24 protein-coding genes are annotated in these 24,796 nt (G+C 64.2%); 18 read left to right on the top strand and 6 right to left on the bottom strand.

Going from position 1 to position 24,796, the window contains the following annotated elements; translation table 11 throughout:
• Positions 1–229 precede the first annotated feature (229 nt).
• From urtE to ureG, 12 genes are all read left to right on the top strand, one after another.
• Positions 230–922 (top strand): urea ABC transporter ATP-binding subunit UrtE, encoded by a 693-nt coding sequence (urtE, locus tag NOV72_RS15575; RefSeq protein WP_106855492.1) that lies wholly within the window; start codon positions 230–232, stop codon positions 920–922.
• 29 nt (positions 923–951) lie between these two features.
• A complete protein-coding gene (locus NOV72_RS15570; RefSeq protein ID WP_106855491.1) occupies positions 952–1,812 on the top strand; it encodes an urease accessory protein UreD in 861 nt (286 codons plus the stop codon).
• A 172-nt stretch (positions 1,813–1,984) separates the two neighbouring features.
• Positions 1,985–2,782, top strand: coding sequence for a transporter substrate-binding domain-containing protein (locus NOV72_RS15565; protein WP_106855490.1), 798 nt, complete (start codon positions 1,985–1,987; stop codon positions 2,780–2,782).
• A gap of 15 nt (positions 2,783–2,797) precedes the next feature.
• Positions 2,798–3,475, top strand: a complete 678-nt coding sequence (locus NOV72_RS15560) for an amino acid ABC transporter permease (protein ID WP_106855489.1) — start codon at positions 2,798–2,800, stop codon at positions 3,473–3,475.
• The gene (locus NOV72_RS15555) at positions 3,472–4,122 is read left to right on the top strand and encodes an amino acid ABC transporter permease (RefSeq protein WP_106855488.1); all 651 of its coding nucleotides are present in this window, start codon (positions 3,472–3,474) and stop codon (positions 4,120–4,122) included. The genes NOV72_RS15560 and NOV72_RS15555 overlap by 4 nt, the downstream gene beginning before the upstream one ends.
• Complete coding sequence (locus tag NOV72_RS15550; RefSeq protein WP_106855487.1) at positions 4,109–4,828, top strand: amino acid ABC transporter ATP-binding protein; 720 nt, start codon at positions 4,109–4,111, stop codon at positions 4,826–4,828. The genes NOV72_RS15555 and NOV72_RS15550 overlap by 14 nt, the downstream gene beginning before the upstream one ends.
• A 75-nt stretch (positions 4,829–4,903) precedes the next feature.
• A complete protein-coding gene (locus NOV72_RS15545; protein WP_008342482.1) occupies positions 4,904–5,206 on the top strand; it encodes an urease subunit gamma in 303 nt (100 codons plus the stop codon).
• Between the two features lie 4 nt (positions 5,207–5,210).
• Positions 5,211–5,516, top strand: coding sequence for an urease subunit beta (locus tag NOV72_RS15540; protein WP_061121130.1), 306 nt, complete (start codon positions 5,211–5,213; stop codon positions 5,514–5,516).
• Between the two features lie 16 nt (positions 5,517–5,532).
• Positions 5,533–7,239 (top strand): urease subunit alpha, encoded by a 1,707-nt coding sequence (ureC, locus tag NOV72_RS15535; RefSeq protein ID WP_106855486.1) that lies wholly within the window; start codon positions 5,533–5,535, stop codon positions 7,237–7,239.
• Positions 7,240–7,245: 6 nt separating this feature from the next.
• The gene (gene ureE, locus NOV72_RS15530; RefSeq protein ID WP_106855485.1) at positions 7,246–7,824 is read left to right on the top strand and encodes an urease accessory protein UreE; all 579 of its coding nucleotides are present in this window, start codon (positions 7,246–7,248) and stop codon (positions 7,822–7,824) included.
• Positions 7,811–8,491: an urease accessory protein UreF gene (locus NOV72_RS15525; RefSeq protein ID WP_106855484.1), complete on the top strand. Its 681-nt coding sequence runs from the start codon at positions 7,811–7,813 to the stop codon at positions 8,489–8,491. The genes ureE and NOV72_RS15525 overlap by 14 nt, the downstream gene beginning before the upstream one ends.
• Positions 8,492–8,502: 11 nt before the next feature.
• Positions 8,503–9,153, top strand: a complete 651-nt coding sequence (ureG, locus tag NOV72_RS15520) for an urease accessory protein UreG (protein ID WP_034472760.1) — start codon at positions 8,503–8,505, stop codon at positions 9,151–9,153.
• A gap of 4 nt (positions 9,154–9,157) precedes the next feature.
• On the opposite strand, the gene NOV72_RS15515 is transcribed toward ureG, so the two are convergent.
• From NOV72_RS15515 to NOV72_RS15490, 5 genes are all read right to left on the bottom strand, one after another.
• Positions 9,158–9,961 carry an FkbM family methyltransferase gene (locus NOV72_RS15515; protein WP_106855483.1) on the bottom strand — a complete coding sequence of 268 codons (804 nt, stop codon included), beginning with the start codon at positions 9,959–9,961 and terminating at the stop codon, positions 9,158–9,160.
• Positions 9,962–10,158: 197 nt separating this feature from the next.
• Positions 10,159–11,481: a lipid IV(A) 3-deoxy-D-manno-octulosonic acid transferase gene (gene waaA, locus NOV72_RS15510; protein WP_106855544.1), complete on the bottom strand. Its 1,323-nt coding sequence runs from the start codon at positions 11,479–11,481 to the stop codon at positions 10,159–10,161.
• 32 nt (positions 11,482–11,513) lie between these two features.
• Positions 11,514–12,398 carry a Kdo hydroxylase KdoO gene (kdoO, locus tag NOV72_RS15505; protein WP_106855482.1) on the bottom strand — a complete coding sequence of 295 codons (885 nt, stop codon included), beginning with the start codon at positions 12,396–12,398 and terminating at the stop codon, positions 11,514–11,516.
• A 61-nt stretch (positions 12,399–12,459) separates the two neighbouring features.
• Positions 12,460–13,455, bottom strand: a complete 996-nt coding sequence (gene waaC / locus NOV72_RS15500; protein ID WP_106855481.1) for a lipopolysaccharide heptosyltransferase I — start codon at positions 13,453–13,455, stop codon at positions 12,460–12,462.
• A gap of 1,201 nt (positions 13,456–14,656) precedes the next feature.
• Positions 14,657–16,057: a phosphomannomutase/phosphoglucomutase gene (locus NOV72_RS15490; RefSeq protein ID WP_106855479.1), complete on the bottom strand. Its 1,401-nt coding sequence runs from the start codon at positions 16,055–16,057 to the stop codon at positions 14,657–14,659.
• 431 nt (positions 16,058–16,488) lie between these two features.
• Here NOV72_RS15490 and NOV72_RS15485 point away from each other — a divergent pair, with 431 nt between their 5' ends.
• The 5 genes from NOV72_RS15485 (at position 16,489) to NOV72_RS15465 (ending at position 21,980) form a co-directional block, all read left to right on the top strand.
• Positions 16,489–17,751 carry an oligosaccharide flippase family protein gene (locus tag NOV72_RS15485; protein WP_106855478.1) on the top strand — a complete coding sequence of 421 codons (1,263 nt, stop codon included), beginning with the start codon at positions 16,489–16,491 and terminating at the stop codon, positions 17,749–17,751.
• Positions 17,748–18,554: a glycosyltransferase gene (locus NOV72_RS15480; protein ID WP_106855477.1), complete on the top strand. Its 807-nt coding sequence runs from the start codon at positions 17,748–17,750 to the stop codon at positions 18,552–18,554. Before NOV72_RS15485 ends, NOV72_RS15480 begins: the two co-directional genes overlap by 4 nt.
• A gap of 48 nt (positions 18,555–18,602) precedes the next feature.
• A complete protein-coding gene (locus NOV72_RS15475; protein ID WP_106855476.1) occupies positions 18,603–19,742 on the top strand; it encodes a glycosyltransferase family 4 protein in 1,140 nt (379 codons plus the stop codon).
• 24 nt (positions 19,743–19,766) lie between these two features.
• A complete protein-coding gene (gene galE, locus NOV72_RS15470; RefSeq protein WP_106855475.1) occupies positions 19,767–20,801 on the top strand; it encodes a UDP-glucose 4-epimerase GalE in 1,035 nt (344 codons plus the stop codon).
• Between the two features lie 69 nt (positions 20,802–20,870).
• Complete coding sequence (locus tag NOV72_RS15465; protein ID WP_106855474.1) at positions 20,871–21,980, top strand: MraY family glycosyltransferase; 1,110 nt, start codon at positions 20,871–20,873, stop codon at positions 21,978–21,980.
• Positions 21,981–22,032: 52 nt separating this feature from the next.
• Here NOV72_RS15465 and NOV72_RS15460 read toward each other — a convergent pair whose 3' ends face one another.
• On the bottom strand, positions 22,033–22,728 hold the full coding sequence (locus NOV72_RS15460) for a dienelactone hydrolase family protein (RefSeq protein WP_106855543.1): 696 nt from the start codon (positions 22,726–22,728) through the stop codon (positions 22,033–22,035).
• Between the two features lie 659 nt (positions 22,729–23,387).
• Between NOV72_RS15460 and NOV72_RS15455 the strand changes: the two genes are divergently transcribed.
• Positions 23,388–24,794, top strand: coding sequence for a hypothetical protein (locus tag NOV72_RS15455; protein ID WP_106855473.1), 1,407 nt, complete (start codon positions 23,388–23,390; stop codon positions 24,792–24,794).
• Positions 24,795–24,796: the final 2 nt, after the last annotated feature.

Below are 24,796 nucleotides of genomic sequence, written 5' to 3'. Positions count from 1 at the left end.
CCAATCGCCTGTGCCGCGGCCGGCGTGAAGCACTTTGGATGGGAGAAGCTGCTTTCTTTGGTTACTTTCTTTGCAGCAGCAAAGAAAGTGACTGCCGCCCCGCACAGGGGCAGTGCTAATAAACCACTAAGAAAACGGGATCCGGCGAAAAACCCTGGCAAGTGACCGCCGCCCCGCACAGGGGCAACACCAATAGACCGAAACGACCACACGATTCCACGAAAAAAGAATGCTACAAGTCGAAAACCTGAACCAATACTACGGCGGCAGCCACATCCTCCGCGATGTGAAGATGACCGTCCCCGACGGTGAGCTAACCGTCCTGCTCGGCCGCAACGGCGTCGGCAAAACGACGCTCCTGCGCTGCCTGATGGGCGTCGTCCCGACCAAAAGCGGCACGATCAACTGGCGCGGCAACAAGATATCCTCGATGCCAACCCACGCAAGAGTCGCAAACGGCCTCGCTTACGTGCCACAAGGCCGCGACATCTTCGGCCGTCTCACCGTCGAAGAAAACCTGCTGGTCGGCGCGGCGAGCCGCAAGGCGCCTTCCAAGATTCCGGACCACATCTACGCGCTGTTCCCGGTCCTCAAGGACATGAAAAACCGCCGAGGCGGCGACCTGTCCGGCGGTCAGCAACAGCAACTCGCCATCGGCCGCGCGCTGATGAGCGAGCCGCAACTGCTCATCCTCGATGAACCGACCGAAGGCATCCAGCCATCGATCATTCGCGACATCGGCCGCACGCTCCGGCAACTCGTCGATGAAATGGGCATGACGGTGCTGCTCGTCGAGCAGTATTACGACTTCGCGCGCGAGCTCGCCGACCGCTACTGGGTCATGAGCCGCGGTGAAATCGTCGCGGGCGGCGCGGGCTCGGAAATGGACGCGCATGGAGTGCGCGAACTGATCGCCGTATGATCTAGGCTCCGCTCCGAAACGCATCGCTCATGCACCACGAATCGCACGCAACACTCGCCGATCCACACATCTGGCGCGGCTCGCTCGAACTCGGCTATGCGCGTCAGCATGGCCGCACCGTGTGCGTTCATCGCAAGCACGAAGGGCCGTTGAGGCTGCAGCGGCCGCTCTATCCCGAGGGCGATATCTGTCACTCGGTGATCGTGCATCCGCCAGGCGGCGTGGCGGGCGGCGATCGACTGTCCATCGACGTTCGTCTGCAGGAACATACGCACGCCGTCATCACGACGCCCGGCGCGACCAAGTGGTACAAAGCCAACGGCAAGCTCGCGACACAACGCATCGACATCGGTCTCGCGGCGCACGCGAAGCTCGACTGGCTTCCGCAGAACAACATCGTGTTCGAGTCGTCGAATATCGAACTCGAATTCAATCTCACGCTCGACGAAGGCGCGAGCGCGATCGGCTGGGACGCGATGCTGCTCGGCCGCGCCGCCGCGGGCGAGAAATGGACGCAAGGACACATCAAGGCGATATCGCGCATCGCCCGGCGCGACGGCGCGACGCTCTGGTTCGAGCGCACGCTGCTCGATGCCACCGATCCGCTGCGCGACGCCGCGCAAGGACTCGCAGGCTTCCCCGCCTACGGCACGCTCTGGGCGATCGGGCCCGCGTGCGATGACGCACTCGCCGAAGCCCTCACCGCGCAACTGCCCTTCGACGATGAACTGCGCGCCGGCGCGTCGTGCGTCGCGCCGGGCGTGCTGATCGTGCGCGCAATCAGCCGCTCGATGGAGCCGCTGCAAAACACGCTCGCCGATTGCTGGTCGCGTCTTCGTCCCGTCGTGCATGGCGTCGATGCGCGGCCTTTGCGTTTGTGGACTACCTAGTACGCACCAGCGGAGCGCATTCGTCTGCACTTCCGTTGTGCGCGATGAACCGCGCGAAACCGGCAAACGCAGGCGATACAACGAAAAGACATCGGTGGCACGACTCTCGCTTTAAGCCTCGGCTCAAGAGCCGCGCCGTCCAACGCGGCCGCCCAAGACCGAAGGATCATCGATGTTCACCACGCTCACCGCTTTCTCCCGCGCGCGACGCACCGCGCTCGTCGCGCTGCTGTTTTCCCTGACGCCGTTCGCCGCGCACGCCGACGCCCTCGACACCATCGCGAAGAACGGCACGCTGCGCGTGGCCGTGCCGGAGGACTATCCGCCCTTCGGCTCGGTCGGCGCCGACATGAAGCCGCAAGGCTACGACGTCGACATGGCCGCGCTGCTCGCCAAGTCGATGAACGTGAAGCTCGAACTCGTGCCCGTCAACAGCGCGAACCGCATTCCGTATCTCACGACCAACAAGGTCGATCTCGTGATCTCGTCGCTCGGCAAGACGCCGGAACGCGAGAAGGTGCTCGATTTCTCGACCGCTTATGCGCCGTATTTCCAGGGCGTGTTCGGCCCCGCCGACATCAAGGTGGGCGGTCCCGCCGATCTCGCCGGCAAGACCGTCGGCGCGACGCGCGGCGCGCTGGAAGAAATCGCGCTGTCGCAGATGGCGCCGAACGCGACCATCAAGCGCTTCGAGGACAACAACGCGACCATCTCCGCGTTTCTCTCGGGACAGGTGCAACTGATCGCGGCGGGCAACATCGTCGCGGCCGCGATCCTCGCGAAGAATCCGCCGCGCCGGCCCGAAGCGAAGTTCATCATCAAGGATTCGCCGTGCTTCGTCGGCTTGAACAAGAACGAGCCGCGCCTGATGACCAAGGTCGACGACGCCATCGCGCAGGCGAAGAAGGACGGCACGCTCAACACGATGTCGAAGAAGTGGTTCAACCAGCCGCTGCCCGCGAGCCTTTGAAGAGCGCGGCAACGTATGGCCTATGAACTTCAATTCGCCGATCTCGCGCAATACGCGGGCATGTTCGCGAGCGGCGCGGCGACGACGCTCGCCTTGACCGCCGTTTCGACGGCGCTCGGGGTGTCGGTCGGCGTGCTCGGCGCCGCCGCGCGCGACAGCCGGCGTGCGTGGCTGAGCGCGATCGTCGGCGGCTATGTCGAGGCGGTCCGCAACACGCCGTTCATCGTGCAACTGTTCTTCGTGTTCTTCGGCCTGCCCGCGCTCGGCATTCATTTGAGCGAATACGTCGCGGCCATTCTCGCGATGACGCTCAACCTCGGCGCGTATTCGATCGAGATCATCCGCGCGGGCATCGCCGCCGTGCCGAAGGGACATCACGAAGCGGCGGCTTCGCTCGCGATGTCGCGCGGCGAGACGTTTCGCCATGTCGTGCTGCCGCAAGCGCTCGCGAAAGTGTTTCCCGCGCTCACGAGCCAGATCGTCATCACGATGCTCGGCTCGGCCGTGGTATCGCAGATTTCCGTGCCCGACCTCACGTATGCCGCGAGCTATATCCAGTCGCGCAACTTCCGCGCATTCGAAACGTGCTTCTTCATCACCGCGGCCTATCTCGCGATGGCGCTCGTGCTGCGCACCGCGTTGAACGCGGCGGGCAAGCGCTTTCTGATGAACAGCCGGAGCGCCGCGCGATGATCGAATTCACGCTCGCGCAGATCTTCGAGAACCTGTTGCTCGCGGCGCGCTGGACCGTCGTGCTGTCGATCGTATCGTTCGTGCTGGGCGGCATCGCCGGCTTTCTGCTGCTCGTGATGCGCGTGTCGAAATCGCACGCGCTGCGTACGCTCGTGAAGCTCTATATCCAGATCTTTCAGGGCACGCCGCTCCTGATGCAACTGTTCCTCGTGTTCTTCGGCTTGCCGCTGCTCGGTATCGACGTCTCGCCGTGGCTCGCGGCGACCGTCGGTCTCACGCTCTTCACCAGCGCCTATCTCGCGGAAATCTGGCGCGGCTCGGTCGAAGCGGTGCCGAAGGGGCAATGGGAAGCATCGTCGAGTCTTGCGATGAGCTACTTCGAGCAGCTTCGACACGTGATCCTGCCGCAGGCAACGCGCATCGCCGTCGGTCCGACGGTCGGCTTCGCGGTGCAGGCGGTGAAGGACACGGCGCTCGTATCGATCATCGGCTTCACGGAACTCACGAAAGCCGGCACGATGATTTCGAATGCAACTTTCCGGCCCTTCCTCGTGTACGGGCTCGTCGCCGTCATCTACTTCGTGCTTTGCTATCCGTTGACGCGCTATGCGCGCACGCTCGAAAGGAAATGGAATGCCGCTCGTTGAAACCCGCAATCTTCAGAAGCAGTTCGGCGCGAATCAGGTGCTGAAGGGAATCGACTTCGCCGTCGAGCAAGGACAGGTCGTATCGATCATCGGACGCAGCGGCTCGGGCAAGAGCACGTTGCTGCGCACGTTGAACGGGCTGGAGAGCATCGACGAAGGCTCGATCGAAATCGACGGCGAGCATATCGACGCGCGTCATGCCGACCTGCGCGCGCTGCGTCTCAAGGTTGGCATGGTGTTTCAGCAATACAACCTCTTCCCGCATCTCACCGCGGGCGAGAACGTGATGCTCGCGCAAACCGTCGTCAGGAAGATCCACAAGGCGAAGGCGCGCGCGACCGCGCATACGGTGCTCGAACGCGTCGGTCTCGGCGACAAGTTCGACGCGTATCCCGACCAGCTGTCCGGCGGCCAGCAGCAGCGCGTGGCGATTGCACGCGCGCTCGCGATGAAGCCGACCGTGCTGCTCTGCGACGAGATCACGTCGGCGCTCGATCCGGAGCTCGTCGGCGAAGTGCTCGCGGTCGTCGAAGATCTCGCGCGCGACGGCATGACGCTCATCATGGTCACGCACGAGATGCGCTTCGCACGCAAGGTGAGCGACAAGGTCGTGTTCATGCATCAGGGCCGCGTGTGGGAATCGGGTGCGCCGGAGGAGATTTTCGAACGGCCTTCGACGGTCGAGCTGCAACGCTTTATCCAGTGAAATGCAAGCTCGTCGAAAGCCCGTCCGATGCTAGCATTGCAAGGCCCGAAACGCTTTTCTCCGTAAAAGAAGCTCATGAAACTCACGCCCCGAGAAAAGGACAAGCTGCTGATCTTCACCGCAGCATTGCTCGCCGAACGCCGCCGCGCGCGCGGCCTCAAGCTCAATCATCCCGAAGCCGTCGCGTTCATATCGGCCGCACTGATGGAAGCGGCGCGCGACGGCAAGACCGTCGCGGAAGTCATGCACTACGGCACCACGCTGCTCACCCGCGACGACGTGATGGAAGGCGTGCCCGAGATGATCCCCGACATTCAGATCGAAGCGACCTTTCCCGACGGCACGAAGCTCGTGACGGTTCATCATCCGATCCCTTAAGAACATGATCCCCGGCGAATATTTCATCGACGATGGCGAGCACGAGCTCAACGCGGGACGCGAGACCGTGACGGTCGTCGTCGCGAATCATGGCGACCGGCCCGTGCAGGTCGGCTCGCATTTCCATTTCTACGAAGTCAACGCGGCGCTCAAGTTCGAACGCGAGAAGGCGCGCGGCTTTCGCCTGAACATCGCGGCGGGCACGGCCGTGCGCTTCGAGCCGGGACAGGAACGCACCGTCGAACTCGTCGCGCTCGCGGGCGACCGGCACGTCTACGGCTTCAATGGCCTTGTGATGGGCCCACTCTGAACAGGACATCGAAAACATGACGCTACGCATCGGCCGCCGCGCTTATGCGGAAATGTTCGGCCCGACCACCGGCGACCGCGTGCGCCTCGCCGACACCGATCTCATCATCGAAGTCGAGCGCGACTTCACCACCTACGGCGAAGAAGTGAAGTTCGGCGGCGGCAAGGTGATTCGCGACGGCATGGGCCAGTCGCAACGTTCCTCGGCGGATGTCGTCGATACGGTCGTGACCAACGCGCTGATCCTCGATCACTGGGGCATCGTGAAAGCGGATATCGGCATCAAGGGCGGACGCATCTTCGCGGTCGGCAAGGCGGGCAATCCGGACATCCAGCCGAACGTGAACATCGCGATCGGCGCGGCGACCGAAGTGATCGCGGGCGAAGGCCTGATCGTCACGGCGGGCGGCGTCGATACGCACATCCACTTCATCAGCCCGCAGCAGATCGACGAAGCGCTCGCGAGCGGCGTCACGACGATGCTGGGCGGCGGCACCGGTCCCGCGACCGGCACCAACGCGACGACCTGCACGCCGGGCCCCTGGCACATCGAGCGCATGCTGCAGGCCGCCGATGGCTGGCCGATGAATCTCGGCTTTCTCGGCAAGGGCAACGCGAGCCTGCCCGAGCCGCTGATCGAGCAGGTGAAGGCCGGCGCGATCGGGCTGAAGCTGCACGAGGACTGGGGCACGACGCCCGCCGCGATCGACAATTGCCTTTCCGTCGCGGACGACACCGACACGCAAGTCGCCATCCACACGGACACGCTCAACGAAGCGGGCTTCGTCGAGACGACCATTGCCGCGTTCAAGGGCCGCACGATCCACACGTATCACACGGAAGGCGCGGGCGGCGGTCACGCGCCGGACATCATCAAGGTGGCGGGCGAATCGAACGTGCTGCCCTCGTCCACGAATCCGACGCGCCCGTACACCGTCAACACGCTCGACGAGCATCTCGACATGCTGATGGTGTGCCATCACCTCGATCCGTCGATTGCGGAGGACATCGCGTTCGCGGAATCGCGCATTCGCCGCGAGACCATCGCCGCCGAAGACATCCTGCACGATCTCGGCGCGCTGTCGATGTTGTCGTCCGATTCGCAGGCGATGGGCCGTGTCGGCGAAGTCATCATCCGCACCTGGCAGACGGCGCACAAGATGAAGGTGCAGCGCGGCGCGCTCAAGGAAGACAGCACGCGCAACGACAATTTCCGCGCGAAGCGCTATGTCGCGAAGTACACGATCAATCCGGCGATCACGCATGGCATCGCGCATGAAGTCGGGTCCATCGAGCCGGGCAAGTGGGCCGATCTCGTGTTCTGGGAACCGGCGTTCTTCGGCGTGAAGCCGTCGCTCATCGTGAAAGGCGGCATGATCGCGCTGGCGCAGATGGGCGACCCGAACGCATCGATTCCGACGCCGCAGCCTGTGCATTACCGCGAGATGTTCGCCACACGCGGCGGTGCGCTCGGCAAGACGTCGCTCACGTTCGTGTCGCAAATGGCGATGGAAGCGCGCATCGCGGATCGCTACGGACTCGGCAAGCAAGTGGTCGCGGTGAAAAACTGCCGCAACGTGACGAAGGCCGACATGATTCACAATGCATGGCAGCCGTCCATCAGCGTCGATCCGCAGACCTATCAGGTGATCGCCGATGGCCAATTGCTCACATGCGATCCCGCCACCGTTCTGCCGATGGCGCAGCGCTATTTTCTGTTCTGAGTCGCCATGCGTACCATCGACAAACGTCTGACCGCCACGCTCGCGCCCGTGCTCGTGAAGCGCGCGCCCACCCTGACCCTGCCTTTCGATGCGCGCTGCAAGAGCCGTCTCGCCGCCACGCTCGACAACGGCGAGGAAGTCGCCCTCGTGATGCCGCGCGGCACCGTGCTCGCCGACGGCGACATGCTCGTCGCCGATGACGGCGGCCTCGTGCGCGTGATCGCGGCGGCGGAGGACGTGCTCGTCGTGCGCGCGCCGAGCGTGCGGCTATTGACGCGCGCCGCGTATCACCTCGGCAACCGGCATACGCCCGTGGAAGTCGGCGCGGAGTATCTGAAGCTCGAAGCCGATCCCGTGCTCGAAGACATGCTGAAGCGTCTCTCCGTGCTCGTCGCGCACGAATCGCAGCCGTTCCAGCCCGAAACCGGCGCATACGGCGGCGGCCACAAGCACGGCCACGACGACACCTTCAGCGAAGACTACGCACTGGCGCAGAAGGTTTTCGACGAGCATCACGGTCATGACCACGATCACTCGTCGTGCGGTCACGATCATCACCATCACCACGATCATGCGCATCGCTGAGCTCACTGCGCTGCTGCATCTCGCGTCGCCGGCGCTGCCGATCGGCGCGTTCAGCTATTCGCAGGGACTCGAAGCGGCGATCGAGCACGGCCTGATTCACGACGGCGACAGCGCCCGCGACTGGATCGCGAACGGTCTGAGCAGCGTGCTCGCGCGCGGCGAACTGCCGTTGCTCGCGCATCAGATCGCGCATTGGCGTGCGCACGACGAAGCCGCGTTGCGCGCCGCGAACGACGAATACATCGCGAGCCGCGAATCGGCGGAACTCAGACGTGAAACCGAGCAGATGGGCTGGTCGCTCGCGCAGTTGTGCGCATCGCTCGAATGGGGCGACGCATCGCGCCGCGCGACGCTTGCCGCGATCAAACCCATCGCGCAGCCGAGCGCGTTCGCCTTCGCCGCGTTCGCCCACGATGCGGCGACGGAAGCGGCGCTCGCGGCCTACGCGTTCAGTTGGGTCGAGAATCAGGCGGCCGCCGCGCTCAAGGCCGTGCCGCTCGGCCAGCTTGCGGGGCAGCGCATCATCGTCGCGTTGCGTGCGCCGATCGACGCCGCCGTGCGCCGCGCACTCGATACATCGCCCGAACGGGTCAACACTTTCGCGCCGCAGCTCGGCGTTTTGTCCGCGCGGCACGAATCGCAATACTCGCGGCTTTTCCGCTCCTGAACCGAGATTCCATGAACGCTCCCGCTTACTCTTCCGCCGCTCGCCGAACCAAGAAACTGCCGCCGTTGCGTGTCGGCGTCGGCGGGCCGGTCGGCTCCGGCAAGACCACGCTGCTCGAAATGCTCTGCAAGGCGATGCGCGAGAAATACGATCTCGTCGCCATCACCAACGATATCTATACGAAGGAAGATCAGCGCCTTCTGACCGTCGCGGGCGCGCTGCCGGCCGAGCGCATCATGGGCGTCGAGACGGGCGGCTGCCCGCATACGGCGATCCGCGAAGATGCGTCGATCAATCTCGAAGCCGTCGATCGCATGGTGTCGAAGTTTCCGGATGCCGATATCGTGTTCATCGAATCCGGCGGCGACAACCTCGCGGCGACGTTCAGCCCCGAACTCTCCGATCTGACCATCTACGTGATCGATGTCGCGGGCGGCGAGAAGATTCCGCGCAAAGGCGGGCCGGGCATCACGAAGTCGGATCTGCTCGTGATCAACAAGACCGATCTCGCGCCTCACGTCGGCGCGAATCTCGACATCATGGCAAGCGACGCGAAGAAAATGCGCGGCGAGCGGCCCTTCGTGATGTGCAACCTGAAGGCGCTCGACGGGCTCGATGAAGTCATTCGCTTCATCGAGAAGAAGGGACTGCTGCTCGCCTGAGACGCTAGTTCAGCGCGATCGAATTCGATATCGATACCGAGTTCTCGCCGACCTGCACGAAATCGCGCTTCATCTCGACGTGCCATTGCAGGAAATTGCGGCTGTTCGATTCGCCGGGCAGCATCCAGTCGTGCAGCTCGATCATGACGACCGGGAACGCGTTCAGCGCATCGCAATGGCGCGAAAACAGGTCCGACTCCGCGCCTTCGATATCGATCTTCAGAATGAACGGCGTCACGCCGGACGGCGGCATCACGTCTTCGAGCGTGAGTGCGTCGACGGCATAACCTTTCTCGAGGGGCTGCTCGGCCGTGCGAAAGCCCCATTCGCCCGCCCCCGGATCGTTGAGATAGAGCGTGCCGCGCTTGGCCGCGATCGCGGCGTTGAGCGGCGTGATGTGCGGAAAGGACTCCGCGTTTTTCTTGAGCAGCGAGAAATTCGATACATCCGGCTCGATGGCGACGATCTTCGCCTTCGGATACGTCAGCGCATACCACACCGCGGCGGCGCCGATATTCGCGCCCGCATCGACGATCAGCGGATTCTCGCAAGCCTCGTAAAACGCCGCGATTTCCTTTGCGCGCACCAGATGATCCGTGGCGTATTCGCGATGAAAGAAAATCTGTTTGCAAACCGACCGATCCGCCGTGCAAGGCCGATATTCGAAGCGCCGGTTGCCCGGAAGCACGAGACCGTGCGCGCCGTAGCGGACGGTGCCCCACGAATCGGGTTCAGGGTGTGGCCGCAGAAGGCGCAGAAGGCCGGGCGGCATCATGTCTTTGACGACGGACTTGATGAGATCTTGCATGCGCGTCCTCGAAGGAAGATTGGCAGCACGTTCGCAGGCATCCGGCCTTTTGTCCGTTCAAGGGGCCGGGCGGGCGTTCAGTATCCCCCTAACCTTGTTACCGTTCAACCCTCGATTTTTCCGCAATAACAACGGTTTAGATCAGACGATTCGCCGGAAAAAAAGGGAAGGGCGTGCGAATCGGGCGGACGCGCGGATCACTTCGCCGCGTCGCTTTCCTCTTCGAGCAACGCGCTCAGCACGCTCACCGTTCGCTCCGTCGCGCCGCGATGCCGCGCCGCGAACGCCGAAGCCGCCGCGCTCATCGCAAGCCGCCGCGCCTTGTCGCTGAAGATTTCGCGCAGCCCGCGCGCAAGCGCCTGCGGGTCCTGCACGCGCAATGCGGCGCCTGCCGCGATGGCATCGTTGGTGGCCTGCGTGAAGTTGAACGTATGCGGCCCGATCAGCACCGGCACGCCCGCCGCGCACGCTTCGATCAGATTCTGTCCGCCGAGCGGCAACAGGCTTCCGCCGATGAACGCCAGATCCGCCGCCGCGTAATACGCGCCGAGCTCGCCCATCGAATCACCGAGCAAGACCTGCACGTTCGACGGCAACGGTTCCGGCACGTCCGCGCCCGATCCCGCCGCGGCCGGCTTCGGCGCCCACACCGAACGGCGCGCGCTCGTCAGCCCGAGGCTCGCGATCAGCGCCGACACTTCGTCGAAACGCTGCGGATGACGCGGCACCAGAATCAGCAACGCATCGGGCACGTTGAGCGCCGCGAACGCGCGCAGCACCAGCGCCTCCTCGCCTTCGCGCGTGCTCGCCGCAACCCACACCGGCCGGTCGCCGATGGCCGCGCGCCACGCCTGACCGCGCGCGACCAGTTCGGGCGGCGCGGTCATATCGAACTTGAGATTGCCGAGCACGGCGACATTGCGCGCGCCGAGCGCGGTCAGCCGTTCGGCGTCGGACGGCGTCTGCGCGAGCACGCGCGAAAAGCCGCCGAACACTTCGCGCACCGCGCGCCCGAACTTCGCCGCGCGCCGGTACGAACGCGCCGACATGCGCGCGTTGGTCAGGACGAGCGGCACGTCGCCGCGCTTGCATTCGTCGATGAGCGTCGGCCAGACTTCCGTTTCCATCACGATGCCGAGCGACGGACGCCATGCGCGCAGGAAACGCCGCACGAGAATGGGCAGATCGTAGGGCAGATAGCCGCGCCACACGCGATCGCCGAAGAGTTCGAGGCCCGTCGCGCGGCCGCTCGGCGTCATGTGCGTGAGCAGCACGCGCGCTTCGGGATGCGCCTTCAGCAATGCGTCGATGAGCGGTTGCGCCGCGCGCGTCTCGCCGACCGATACCGCGTGCACCCAGATGAGCGGCGCGAGATCGTCGGCACGGCGGGGCGGGATGTGTCCGAAGCGCTCGCCGATATGCTCGCGGTAGCCGCGCTCCTTGCGCGAGCGGATAAAGAGCCGCAGCACCGCGAGCGGCGCGACGATCCACCAGAGCGCCCGGTAGACGAGCCTCAGCACGGCAGCCGATGCGCCCGGAGAAGCGGCGCCGCTCAAACGAGCGCCCTGCCCTTCAGGCGTTCGAGAATGCCGAGCGGCGCGCAATCGGGACGCGCCATCGCCTTGACGGGCAAAAAGAACGTCTGCTCCATCATGAACTGGCCGGACATCACTGCGTGCGACGTGTGATCGGAAAAACAGACCCACACGGAGCCGGGCGGAAACGGCATCGTTTCCTGCGGCGACGTTTTTTGGTAATCGAGGTCGGCCTTCATCGCGTCATGCAGATGCAGCATCAGATGGTCGTACTCGCTGCGCGGCGATTTCGTGATGTGCAGCAGATTCATGAGCCACGCCGAGCCGGGCATCTGCGTCTTGATGCCGGGCAGGAAGCGCTTCGCCATGTCCTCGAACGGTTCGCCGACGCGCCACACGCGCGGCGCGCCTTTCGGGTTGACGTTCGTGAACACGCGCAGGATGCGCTCGCCGTAGTTCGGGCGCGACGGGAAAGCATCGACGTGCAAGCGGCTGTCGTCCTTGCGCCAGGAGGTCTCGCGCGTTTCGACCTGATGCAGCCGGAGGCTCGTCGGCGCGACGCGCAGCTTGCCGTCGTATTCGGGAAAGAGACCGTCGACGAGCGAGCGCGCGTGATCCTGATAGCGCTTGATGAGCGAGCGCACCGCCGTCTGCGTGACGTTCTCGCCGAGCACGCCGTTCAGCGCGCCGCCGTTGGGCGCGAGGCTGATGTTCTTGCGGCTGGGGTCCGCGATTTTCGGGTCGAGCAGCGCGAGTTCGCCGCCTTCGATCGGAAAACGCAGATTGGGGAAATACAGCACCTTGCCGTTTTCGACGCCGGCAAGGAGCGTCTCGCGCGGCACGGAAAGATTCTTTCCCTGCCAATCGCCCGACGCGACTTCGATGATTTGAGATTCCGTCATGTGTCTACGACCTTGAGTTGCAAGCGCACGGCGCAGCGCACGATGAAAACATCACGGCAGGCTACAGCAGGCCGAAGCCCGCGAGCGCGGTCTTGACTTCGGAAAGCGTCGGATGCCGGCTTGCGTCGCCGAGATTGACCACCTGCGGCGACCAGTAGCCGCCGGTGCGCCACGCGGTCGAGAAATTGTACAACTCGACGGTCGGACGCTTCAGCGCCGCGGCAATATGCACCAGACCCGTATCGACGCCGACGGTCGCCGCCGCGCCGTCGATCAGCCCGACCACCGCGGGCAGCGACAGCTTCGGCGGCACGATCGCGGCCGCGCCGAATTCCTTCGCGAGCTTTTCGCTCGTCGCGCGCTCGGCGTCGCTGCCCCACGGCAGCACGATCGACGCGCCGCGCGTCACGAGCGCCTGCCCGAGTTCGATCCACGCGGCTTCGGGCCATTGCTTGTCGGCGCGCGAGGTGGCGTGCGCGAACACGACGTACGGCACCGGCAGATTCAGCCCGAGTTCGGAGACCGCGAGCGTCGCGCGCTGCGTGTCGATGCCGAAGTCGATATCGTCGGTCATTTGCGGCTTCGGCAGATCGAGCGCCGCCGCCACGAGTTGCCGCGTGCGCTCGACGACGTGCGTGCGCGGCTCGATCGGCACGCGCCGGTCGTAGAAGAAGCGCACCGGCCATTCGTAGCCCGCGCCGTCGGTGCGATTGCCGAGACCGACGAGCGGCCCGCGCGCCCAGCTCGCGACCCACGCGGTCTTGATGAGCCCCTGACAGTCGATCACGAGATCGTATTTTTCGGCGGCGAGTTCACGCTTGAACGTGCCGATCTCGCGCCAGTTCGCGGGCGATGTGAACGCCTTGCGCCAGCGCCTGAGCGAGAACGGAATCGCGCGGCGCACGCCGTGCACCAGCTCGACGAGACCGGCGAAACTTTCCTCGACGAGCCAGTCGATGCACGCGTCGGGATAGCGGCGGCGGATGTCGGCAATGGCCGGCATGTTGTGAACGACGTCGCCGAGCGACGACACGCGGACGATCAGGATCTTTTGCACGCTGGGGTGGGGAGGCGCGGACGGCGCGGCGGAGTGAGCGGGAAAGGGGTGATTTTAGAGCCTGTCAGGTGGTTTCGCTGAGAAATGCTCATCGGGAGGGGGGCCCGCTCGGGTGGGCCAGGGTGGTCGCAAACCAATGCCAGGGTTTTCGCCGGATCCCGTTTTGTTATTGGTCTATTAGCGTTGCCCCTGTGCGGGGCGGCAGTCACTTGCCAGGGTTTTCCGCCGGATCCCGTTTTGTTATTGGTCTATTAGCACTGCCCCTGTGCGGGGCGGCAGTCACTTGCCAGGGTTTTTTGCCGGATCCCGTTTTGTTATTGGTCTATTAGCGTTGCCCCTGTGCGGGGCGGCGGTCACTTGCCAGGGTTTTCCGCCGGATCCCGTTTTGTTATTGGTCTATTAGCGCTGCCCCTGTGCGGGGCGGCAGTCACTTGCCAAAGTTTTTCGCCGGATCCCGTATTTGCGTCGGTCTATTAGCACTGCCCCTGTGCGGGGCGGCAGTCACTTTCTTTGCTGCTGCAAAGAAAGTAACCAAAGAAAGCAGCTTCTCCCATCCAAAGTGCTTCACGCCGGCCGCGGCACAGGCGATTGGCTGAATGGCCCCCAGAGTAGCGAGTGCCCTCAAAGGTCTTATCGGGCTTGGTTCGCGCACGGTCTGGCGCACCACATGTTTTAGGGCGCTGGTTCAGCACGAAAAAGCTTCGGCACAGCGCTACGCGCTGCCGCAGGGTATGCAAGGGAAACCAACGGTATGCATGTGCGTTGCGTTGCGTTGCGATGAAGGTATGAACAAAGAAGCACACGCAAACCCGATTAACCGATCGGCCGCGAAGCGGGCCGGAGCTATTTGGTGCTGAACCAGTTCGTTATGTGGCGAGTGATGGCGGACCGTGCGCGAGCCAAGCCGCGCGAGTTTTGTGGGGGCACTCACTACTGCCGTTCCATTCAGCCAATCGCCTGTGCCGCGGCCGGCATGAGGCACTTTGGATGGGGAAAGCTGCTTTCTTTGGTTACTTTCTTTGCAGCAGCAAAGAAAGTGACTGCCGCCCCGCACAGGGGCAACGCTAATAAACCAAAAACAAATCGGGCCATTCATAGAAGCCCAAGCACAAAAAACCCACACCGCGTCAAGCACTACGAAATGCCGGCCCGCAAAACCTTCGGGCCAGCCGCCCGTAGAGTCATCTACCGCCGAATCCGCTCAGAACGGCAGCTTCGCATCCGCCTTCTCAGCCAGAATCACGCGACGAAAATCTTCCTGAATCCGCTTCAGCGCCGCGTCGTTATCCGCCTCGAAGCGCATCACGACAACCGGCGTCGTGTTCGACGAGCGCGCGAGCCCGAATCCGTCCGGATATTCCACACGCAAGCCGTCGATGGTCAGCACGTCGTCCGCGCCGGTGAACTTCGCCGATTTCTGCAGCCGCGCGATCAGTTCGAAATTCTCGCCCTCTTGCAGCTTCAATTGCAGTTCGGGCGTCGACAGCGAATTCGGCAGATCGTTGAGCAGCTTGCTCGGGTCCGCCACGCGCGACAGGATTTCGAGCATGCGCGCGCCGGTGTACAAGCCGTCGTCGAAGCCGTACCAGCGGTCCTTGAAGAACACGTGGCCGCTCATCTCGCCCGCGAGCGGCGCGCCGGTTTCGCGCAGTTTCGCCTTCACGAGCGAGTGGCCGGTCTTCCACATCACCGGCTCGCCGCCCTGCTCGCGCACCCACTTCGCGAGATTGCGCGTGCACTTCACGTCATAAATGATCTGGCCGCCCTTGTTGCGCGACAGCACTTCCTGCGCGAACAGCATCAACTGACGATCCGGATAGATCACCTGCCCGTCCTTCGTGACGACGCCGAGACGGTCGCCGTCGCCATCGAATGCGAAGCCGATTTCGGCGTCCGTTTCCTTGAGCGCCTTGATCACATCCTGCAGATTTTCCGGATGCGCGGGGTCCGGGTGATGGTTCGGGAAATTGCCGTCGATCTCCGTGAAAAGCTCAACCAGCTCGCAGCCGAGCGCCTTGAACAGTTTCGGCGCGAGACCGCCCGCGACGCCGTTGCCCGTATCGACGACGATCTTCATCGGGCGCACCGGCTTCACGTCCGACACGATGCGATCAAGATACATCTGCGACACGTCGAACTCGGTGTACGTGCCTTCGCCCGTCGTGAAGTCGCTGTCGACGATGCGCTTGTACAAGCCCTGAATCTGCTCGCCGTAGATGGCCGCGCCGCGCAGCACCATCTTGAAGCCGTTGTAATCCGGCGGATTGTGGCTGCCCGTCACGACGATGCACGAGTCCACGCGACGCTCGCCCGAAGGCAACGGCAGCGGCACGCTCGCCGCGTAGTAACCGACGGGCGTCGGCACCATGCCGATATCGACGACATCGACGCCCGCCGCGCGCAGGCCGTCCGCGAGCGCGCCGACGAGTTCGGGACCGGAGAGTCGACCGTCGCGCGCGACCACGACCGAGTCGCCGCCCTGCTTTTTGATCTCGCTGCCGAAAGCCTGGCCGATGCTCTTCGCGACATCCTTGTCGACCGTCTTGCCGACGATCCCGCGAATGTCGTAGGCCTTGAAGATGGATTGGGATACTTGGCTCATGAGATGGCTACCTCTTCTCTATTAATTGATGGTTTCTCGGCGATGCAGCCATGAGGGCATGCAGGTCGTGACGATTGGCGCGCCGGCGCTGCGAGCGCAGCGCGAACGACTGCCGGATGACGTATCGAATTCTGCCTACGCGTTTGTGAAAGCAATGCGAATGAAACAATTCGAAGCAAAAAAACCGGGCAGCGGGCCGACCCTGGATCGCACTTATAATCGCTGTCTTTCGGCGCTCTCGTGGTCGCGCGCGGCGGTCAAAGCATGCGCGTTCATTCTAATCCAATGCTCAAACGCTCTTTCGCCTCGATGCCTTCGAATGAGGCGCGTCTGCGTGCAAACACACAAAACTTGACCGATCACGCGCGCGCACAGGGCGTTCAGGCTCAGGTAGCACGCGGCGTGCCCGCTTGCGCGGCAGGATGCATCGCATGAAGGCGCTGACGCGTTCCGGCAATCCGGACGTCGCCCGCGCGCTCGCCAATATCGTCTGGCTCGGGCTGGAGCGGCTCACGCAGATCGCCGTCGCGATCGTCATTTCGGGACTGCTCGCGCGCTATCTCGGCCCGGACGTCTTCGGCAAATGGCAATACGCGAACACGCTGCTGCTCGTGATCGCGCCGATCACCTGGGTCTGCGGCGCGGAAATTCTCGTGCCGACGATCGTCCACCGCCCGCCCGCCGAAACCGGCGCGGTGCTCGGCAGCGCGTTCGTGCTGCGCATGGGCGTGTCGATCATCGCGCTGATCGTCACATGGATCTGGATCGCGGCGGGCGGCACCGACCCGATGGTCGGCCTGATGCTCGCCGGCCTCGCCGTCACGATGCTCTTTCGCGAGCCGTTCATCGGCGTCGTCAATTCGTGGCTGCAAAGTCTCACTTACAGCAAGCCGCAGCTCATCGCGAGCATGGCGGCGGCCATCGTCAAGGCGGCGCTCGTGTTCGCGCTCGTGCGCACGATGGCCGCGCCGTCGAGCTTCGGCTGGCTCTGGGCGCTCGAAGCCGCGGCGATCAGCGCCGCGCTCGTCGCGTATTACGTGCGGCGTCACGGCGGCACGCTCGGCTGGCGCTTCGATCGCGCACTGTTCAGACATTTCGCGAGCGCCGGCACGGTGTTCTGGCTCGGGCTCATCTGCATGTATCTGTTTCTGAAGCTCGACCGGCTGATGCTCGCGCATCGCGTGTCGTTCGCGGAACTCGGCCTGTATTCCGCCGCGCAGCAGTTGAACGAAAACTGGATCGCGCTCGCGCTGATGCTCTCGCAGACGATTGCGCCGGCGTTCGTCTATCGCGTGCAGGAAACCGCGCGCCTCAAACGCAACCTCGTGCGCCTCTTCGCGATGACCGCCGTGCTGATGATCGCGGGCGCCGCCGTCCTCGATGCGCTCGCGGGCTTCATCATCGCGCGCGTGTTCGGGCCGCACTACGCCGGCGCCGCCGATATCTTCCGCTGGGCCGTGTGGCTTTCCGTGCCGGCGGGCATCGAGGCGATCGGCAATCTCGTCGTGCTGAAATATCAGGCGAAGTACGTGCTGTTGTCGAAATGGCTGTTCGCGCTGGCGGTCGCGTTCGCGGTGAACTGGTTCACGATTCCACGCATCGAAGGCTTCGGCGCGCTGATCGGCCTCGCGGCGGGTTATGTGGCGGCGGCGTCGGTGAACTTCTACTACATCCGTTTCCGGCTGCGCGCATGAACGATCTCTCCGATGTCGCCGTGCTGATGCCCGCGTTCAACGGCCAGGCCGATGTCGAACGCACGCTCGCGTCGTTCAGCGAAGCCGCGACGGTGAACGTGCTGATCGTCGACGACGGCAGCGCGCCGCCGATCGTCGCGCCTGTCATCGGCGGCATGTGCATCGAGATTCTGCAGATGCCCCAAAACGGCGGCATCGAGCGCGCGCTCGAAGCGGGCGTCGCGGCGCTCGCCGCGCGTGGCGTGCGTTACGCGGCGCGCATCGACGCGGGCGATCTGGCAACGCCGAACCGTCTCGCGAAGCAGCGCGCGTACATGGAGGCGCATCCGCGCGTCGCGGTGCTGGGCATGTGGACGCATGTGGTGTCGACGAAAGGCGCGCCGCTCTTCGACCTGATGCCGCCGGCCGAACCCGCCGCGATCCGCCGCATGATGCTCGCGCGCACGTGCTTCACGCATCCGTCGCTGATGCTGCGTGTGGATGCCGTGATCGAAGCGGGCAACTATCGCGCGCAGTATCGCGCGGCGGAAGACCTCGATCTGATCCTGCGCCTGCTGCAACAGCACGACGGCGCGAACCTGCCCGAGTTCGGGCTCTTCTATGAACTGAACGAAAGCGGCATCAGCGCGACGAAACGGCGCGCGCAGGTCATGTCGACGCTGCGTCTGCAACTGCGTCATCTGCGCGTAACGCATCCGCTCGACTGGGCGGGCGTCGCGAAAAGCGTCGCGCATCTCGTTTTGCCGTATCGCGCGCTGCGGGGTTTGAAGGCGCGCTTGCTGAAGCGTGCGTCCTCCGCGTGAACATTCGCGCGATCGATGCCGTCGAACCATGACTTCCATGACTTCCGGATGACGAAAGAAAAACCGAGTCTTCGCATCGCCCTCGTCTGCAACACGGCGTGGGCGATCTACACCTACCGGCAGGGCGTGCTGCGCATGCTGACCGCGCGCGGCGCGCAAGTGACGATCATCGCGCCGCGCGACCGCACTTTCGAGCCGCTCACGGAAATGGGCTGCCGTTGCGTCGAGCTGCCGGTCGCATCGAAGGGAACGGACCCGCGCCAGGATTTGAGAACGCTCGCCGCGCTCTATCGCGAATATCGCGCGACGCGTCCGCATATCGTGTTTCACTACACGATCAAGCCGAATATCTACGGCTCGCTCGCCGCGATGCTCGCGCGCGTGCCGTCGATCGCGGTGACGACGGGCCTGGGCTACGTCTTCATCCAGAAGAGCCGCACGGCGCAGGTTGCGAAGCGGCTGTACCGTTTCGCGTTCCGCTTTCCGCGCGAAATCTGGTTCCTGAATCGCGACGATCACGAAGCCTTCCTGCACGAGAATCTGCTCGCGCATCCGGATCGCGCGCGGCGTCTGCACGGCGAAGGCGTCGATCTCGATGAATTCGCGTTGCAGCCGCTGCCCGCGCGCGAGGACTTCGTGTTCATCCTGATTGGACGGCTTTTGTGGGACAAGGGCGTGGCGGAATACGTCGAGGCCGCGCGCAGGATTCGCGCGAAATATCCGCGCGCGCGTTTTCAGTTGCTCGGGCCGGTCGGCGTCGACAATCCGAGCGCGATCAGCCGCACCGACGTGCAGCAGTGGGAAGCGGAGAATATCGTCGAATATCTGGGCGAAGCGAACGACGTGCGCCCGCTCGTGGCCGCGGCGGACTGCGTCGTGCTGCCCTCGTATCGCGAAGGCGTGCCGCGCACGCTGATGGAGGCGTCGGCGATGGGCCGCCCGATCGTCGCCACCGACGTGCCCGGCTGCCGCGAGGTCGTCGAGCACGGCGTGAACGGCCTGCTCTGCGAAGTGAAGAGCGCCGACAGCCTGACGGCAGCGCTAGAACGCATGCTGACGCTCTCACGCGCCGAACGCGAAGCGATGGCGCAGCGCGGCCGCGAAAAGGTCACGAGCGAATTCGACGAAAAAAATGTCGTCGAACGCTACAAGGGCACAATACTTGCCATTACCGGCATTTCACTTTGATTCACGCAATCGGGAGAGCACAAGATGAATGGCAATCAGCCGACGAAGGGCACGATTCTCGTCACCGGCGGCGCGGGCTTCATCGGATCGCATACGTGCGTCGAACTGCTCGACGCGGGCTACGGCGTCGTGGTCATCGACAATCTCGTCAACAGCCGCGCCGAATCGCTGAAGCGCGTGGAGCGCATCACCGGCAAGGGCCTCGTGTTTCATGAAGCCGACGCGCGCGACGAAGCCGCGCTCAACCGCATCTTCGATTCGCACGACATCACCGGCGCGATCCACTTCGCGGCGCTGAAAGCGGTGGGCGAATCGGTCGAGAAGCCGGTCGAGTACTACAACAACAACATCGGCAGCCTGCTCGCCGTGCTGAAGGTCATGAAAGAGCGCAACGTGCGCAACTTCGTGTTCAGCTCGTCCGCGACGGTCTACGGCATGCCGAAGAGCGTGCCCATCGACGAATCGTTTCCGCTTTCGGCGACCAATCCGTACGGCCAGTCGAAGCTCATCGCCGAACAGATCCTGCGCGATCTCGAAGTCTCCGATTCGTCATGGCGCATCGCGACGCTGCGCTATTTCAATCCGGTCGGCGCGCATGAGAGCGGTTTGATCGGCGAAGATCCGGCGGGCATTCCGAACAACCTGATGCCGTATGTCGCGCAGGTGGCCGTCGGCAAGCTCGCGCGCCTGCGCGTGTTCGGCAGCGATTACGCGACCCACGACGGCACCGGCGTGCGCGATTACATTCACGTGGTGGATCTGGCGCGCGGGCACATCGCGGCCATCGACGCACTCCAGACGCTCGATCGCAGCTTCGTCGTGAATCTCGGCACGGGCCAGGGCTACAGCGTGCTCGATGTCGTGAAGGCGTTCGAGGCGGCGTCGGGCAGGCCCGTGCCGTATGAGCTCGTGCCGCGCCGCCCTGGCGACATCGCCGCCTGCTACGCCGATCCGGCCGCCGCCGCCGAGCTGATCGGCTGGCGCGCGGAGCATGGCATCGAACGGATGTGCGCGGATCACTGGCGCTGGCAGTCGCAAAATCCGCAAGGGTTCGCGTAAAGTCTCGCTGCGCCCCGCTTGGCCGTTCGGAGCGATGCGGGGCGGCTTCTCTCAACCGGTTCTATTTTCATGCTTAGTTTCGCGCTTGCTTTTCTGGTCTCGCTGCTCGTGACCTTGTTCATCGTGCGTTTCGCGCATCTGCAGGAAGGCGTGCTCGGCGACACCGATCTCGCCGGCGTGCAGAAGTTTCACGCGCGTCCGGTGCCGCGCATCGGCGGCGTGGGCATCATTTGCGGGTTGACCGCGTCGGCCGTGCAGTTGCGATGGAGCTATCCGGCCGTGTCGGCCGGCATTCTCGGCATCGTCGCGTGCGGCTTGCCGGCGTTTCTTTCCGGGCTGACCGAAGACCTGACCAAGCGCGTCTCGCCGCTCGCCCGCCTCGTCTGCACGATGGCCGCCGCCGGTCTCGCATACGCATTCCTGAATATCGCAGTCACGCGCATCAGCGTGCCGCCGCTCGATTTCCTGCTGTCCTACGCGGTCATTTCCTGCGCGGTGACGGTGCTCGCCGTCGCGGCGCTCGCGAACGCGGTGAATATCATCGACGGCTTCAACGGCCTCGCGTCGATGGTCAGCTTCATGATGTTCGCGTCGCTCGCTTACGTGGCGTTCCAGGTGCACGATCCCGTCGTGCTGTCGGGCTCGCTCATCATGATGGGCGCGGTGATGGGCTTCTTCATCTGGAATTTTCCCGCCGGCCTGATCTTTCTCGGCGACGGCGGCGCGTACTTCGTCGGCTTCATGCTGGGCGAACTTTCCATCCTGCTCGTGATGCGCAACCGCGACGTCTCCGCGTGGTATCCGGTGCTGCTCTTCATGTACCCGATCTTCGAGACGTGTTTCTCGATCTATCGCAAGAAGTTCATTCGCGGCATCTCGCCCGGCATTCCGGACGGCGTGCATTTGCACATGCTCGTCTACAAGCGGCTGATGCGCTGGGCCGTCGGCGCGAAGAACGCGCACGAACTCACGCGGCGCAACTCGCTCACGTCGCCGTATCTGTGGCTGCTGTGCCTGATCGCTGTGATTCCCGCGACGCTCTTCTGGCGGCACACGGTGCATCTGTTCTGCTTCGTCGTCGTGTTCGCGGCGACGTATGTGTGGCTCTACATGAGCATCGTGCGCTTCAAGTCGCCGCGCTGGCTCGTGGTTCGACGGCCGCATACGGTGAAGAAATAACGTGACGACAACGCCGCCCCGCTCCGGGCGGCGTTTTTATTTGCGGCGTCGCTTACGTCAGATTCTTCTTGAAGAATTCCGCGGTGCGGCCATTCGCGAGTTGCGCCGACGCAGCGTCGTAGTGCGCGCCCTGGTTGCGCGCGAACGCGTGATGACAGCCGGGATACGTGAACGCCTCGACGTTCGCGTGCCCCTGCACCGCCGCGAGCACGCGACTGCGCGCGTCGGCGGGAATGAACTCGTCTTCTTCCGCGAGATGCAGCATGAGCGGCACCTTGATCTTCGGCAATTCGCCGAGGTATTGATCGGTGCCGCCGCCGTAATAGGAAACCGATGCATCGACATCGGTGCGCGCGGCCGTCAGGAAGGACAGCAGTCCGCCGAGACAGAATCCGACCGAGCCGATCTTGCCCTTCACCTGCGAGAGCCCGCGCGCAAAGCCGATGGTCGCCGCGATGTCCTCGACGCCCGTGTTCACGTCGAACGCGTTGTAGTACTTCAACGCCTGTTGCCATTCGGCTTCGGTCCGGTCGGTGAGCTCGACGTTCGGTTCGAGCCGCCAGAAGAGGTCCGGACACAGTGCGACGTAGCCCTGGCGCGCGTACTCGTCGCAGGTTTCGCGCATGTCGGCGTTGATGCCGAATATCTCCTGAATCACGACGACGGCCGGCGCGGGCGTCTGCGCGGGATATGCGACGTAGGCGTCGAAATTGCCATCGGGCGTGGAAATGCTGAGCCTGTCGGACATGGGAGTCTCCTGAATGATGGTGTGGATCGAGAACGCGCGCAGGCCCGGCCGCGTGAGCGCGTGGCCGGTCATCGAAGTGTGAGTCGCGTGTGTGACGGTGAGACAAGGGCGATCGTATAGATACGCGAAAATCGGCGCGCGCGCCAGCATTGAATGGCGCGGTTGTGACGTGCGAATCGGACCACTCTTCTCCGCGATGCTCGCAAGTCCCGGATGAAATCGAATCGTATCGATCGATCGGGTTTCTGCATGCGTGTCGTGCCGAACAAGCCCATGCCGTTCCCTTCTGCGAGGGTCGCTTGTTGTCGAGTGGCTTGCGCGGCAAAAGCCGCGCGTCCTCGTGGGCCTGCTTGCCCCGGAGCCGGGGTTACCTCGTATCGGCACGAGCACGCACATCGCACGTATCGAGTGGTCTCGGGCCGGAGCATGTCGCTTCCGGCCATTGCATCTTCGGTCCGGAAATCGGGGACGATCCGCCAGAATCGCGTGCTTTGCGGCCATGCATCGCAGCGAAAGCAACGTGCCGCGCGATGCGTGGTGCGGCGCACATGCGCGTCCGTCGTTTCGCGCCGAACAATAGTCGGCTGACGCCGTTGCGACGGCGCGCGTCGAAAGCCGCTGATATATTCGACGCAAAAAATGGGGTTCCCGGGGCCGTCATGCGCAACAAGTTCGCCGTCGTCTGGATCTGGCTTTGCCTGCTTCCGCTCGCGTTCGACTTCAAGAGCGTGGAGACGGCGAGCCGCGCCGTGGACATCGTGCTCACCGTGACGTCGATGGGCGCCGCCTGCGCGATCCTGCTCATCGCGCCGCGCTTCGCACGCCGCTCGCGCATGCGCGCGCTCGTCACCTCGCTCTTCCTGCTCACCATTTTCGGCAGCGTCGCCACGCAATTGCTGCAGGGCAACGAAGCGGGCAACTACGCACGCGTGATCCTGCCGTTCCTGCTGATGCTGCTCGGCTACTTCGTCGGCTGCCGTCCGTGGGATGCGCAGCGTCTCGAACAGATCGAACGCGCGCTGATCGGCGCGATGATCGCCTCGCTCGTGTCCGGCATCGGCTACGACCTGCTCATGTCCGACGGCGCCGCGAACATGAGCATGCACGTCATGCCGGTCACGTTCCTCTGTCTGCAAGGACTGTTGCTGCACGAATTCGTCTTCGCGCAACGCATCGCGAAGTTCGCCGCGCTGCTCTTTCTCGCGACGATCGTCATCGAGATTTTCTGCGCCACGCCGAGCCTGCTCGCCGGCACGGCGCTGCTCATCGCGTACGCGACGTGGCTCGCCTCGCCGTCGATCCGGCCTTTCTTCACCACCGGCCTGCGCGCGGTCGTGATTCTGGCGCTGCTCGGCGCGATGGCGGCGGCATCGGCTTCGTTCTTCCCGAGCGTCGCGCAAGCCTGGTTGCGGCACATGCCGTTCGCGACGGATGCGCAACCCGCACGCGATCCGGTCGCGATCGCGCGTCTCGCGGAAATGAAGGATCAGGTCGATCAGACGACGTCCTCGACGCTATCGACGCTGGTGGGCATGGGCTACGGACACGACTATCGCTATTCGCCGTCGTACTTGCCCGATCTCGCCGGCATGATCGGCGAGAAGGACTTCTACGCGATCAGAATGTGGGCGGCCGGCCACGACTTCTGGGTCTATCAGTTTTTCGCGGGCGGTCTGCTCTTCGGCCTCGCGCTGCCGCTCGCCGTGCTGTGGGCGCTCTGGCGCGGCTCGATGGCGTACCGCGCGTGGCGGCAACGCGTGCCCGACGCGCCGCATCTGCCCGTGCTCGGACGCGCGCTCTTCGTGCTTGCGGCGCTGCCCGCGACGTCGATCGGCGGCAATCCGCTCGGCGATCGCTTTTCGGGTGTGGTGTTCGGTGTCGCGCTCGGGCTCGTCGTCGCGTCGTACGCGCGCATCGCGCACACGATGCTGATGCGCGCCGCCGAAGCGTCCGGGCACGAGCCGCCGCCGCGACCGCCCTGGTTTGGCGCGGCCCCTGAAGAGCCGCTGACGGAATTCCTGCCTGCGCAACCGCCGCGCGCGCCGGGCACGCTGCCCGCGCGCTGACG

Source organism: Caballeronia novacaledonica, from assembly GCF_900258035.1.
GTDB classification, from domain to species: domain Bacteria; phylum Pseudomonadota; class Gammaproteobacteria; order Burkholderiales; family Burkholderiaceae; genus Caballeronia; species Caballeronia novacaledonica.
This window is presented reverse-complemented; position numbering and strand designations above follow the sequence as displayed.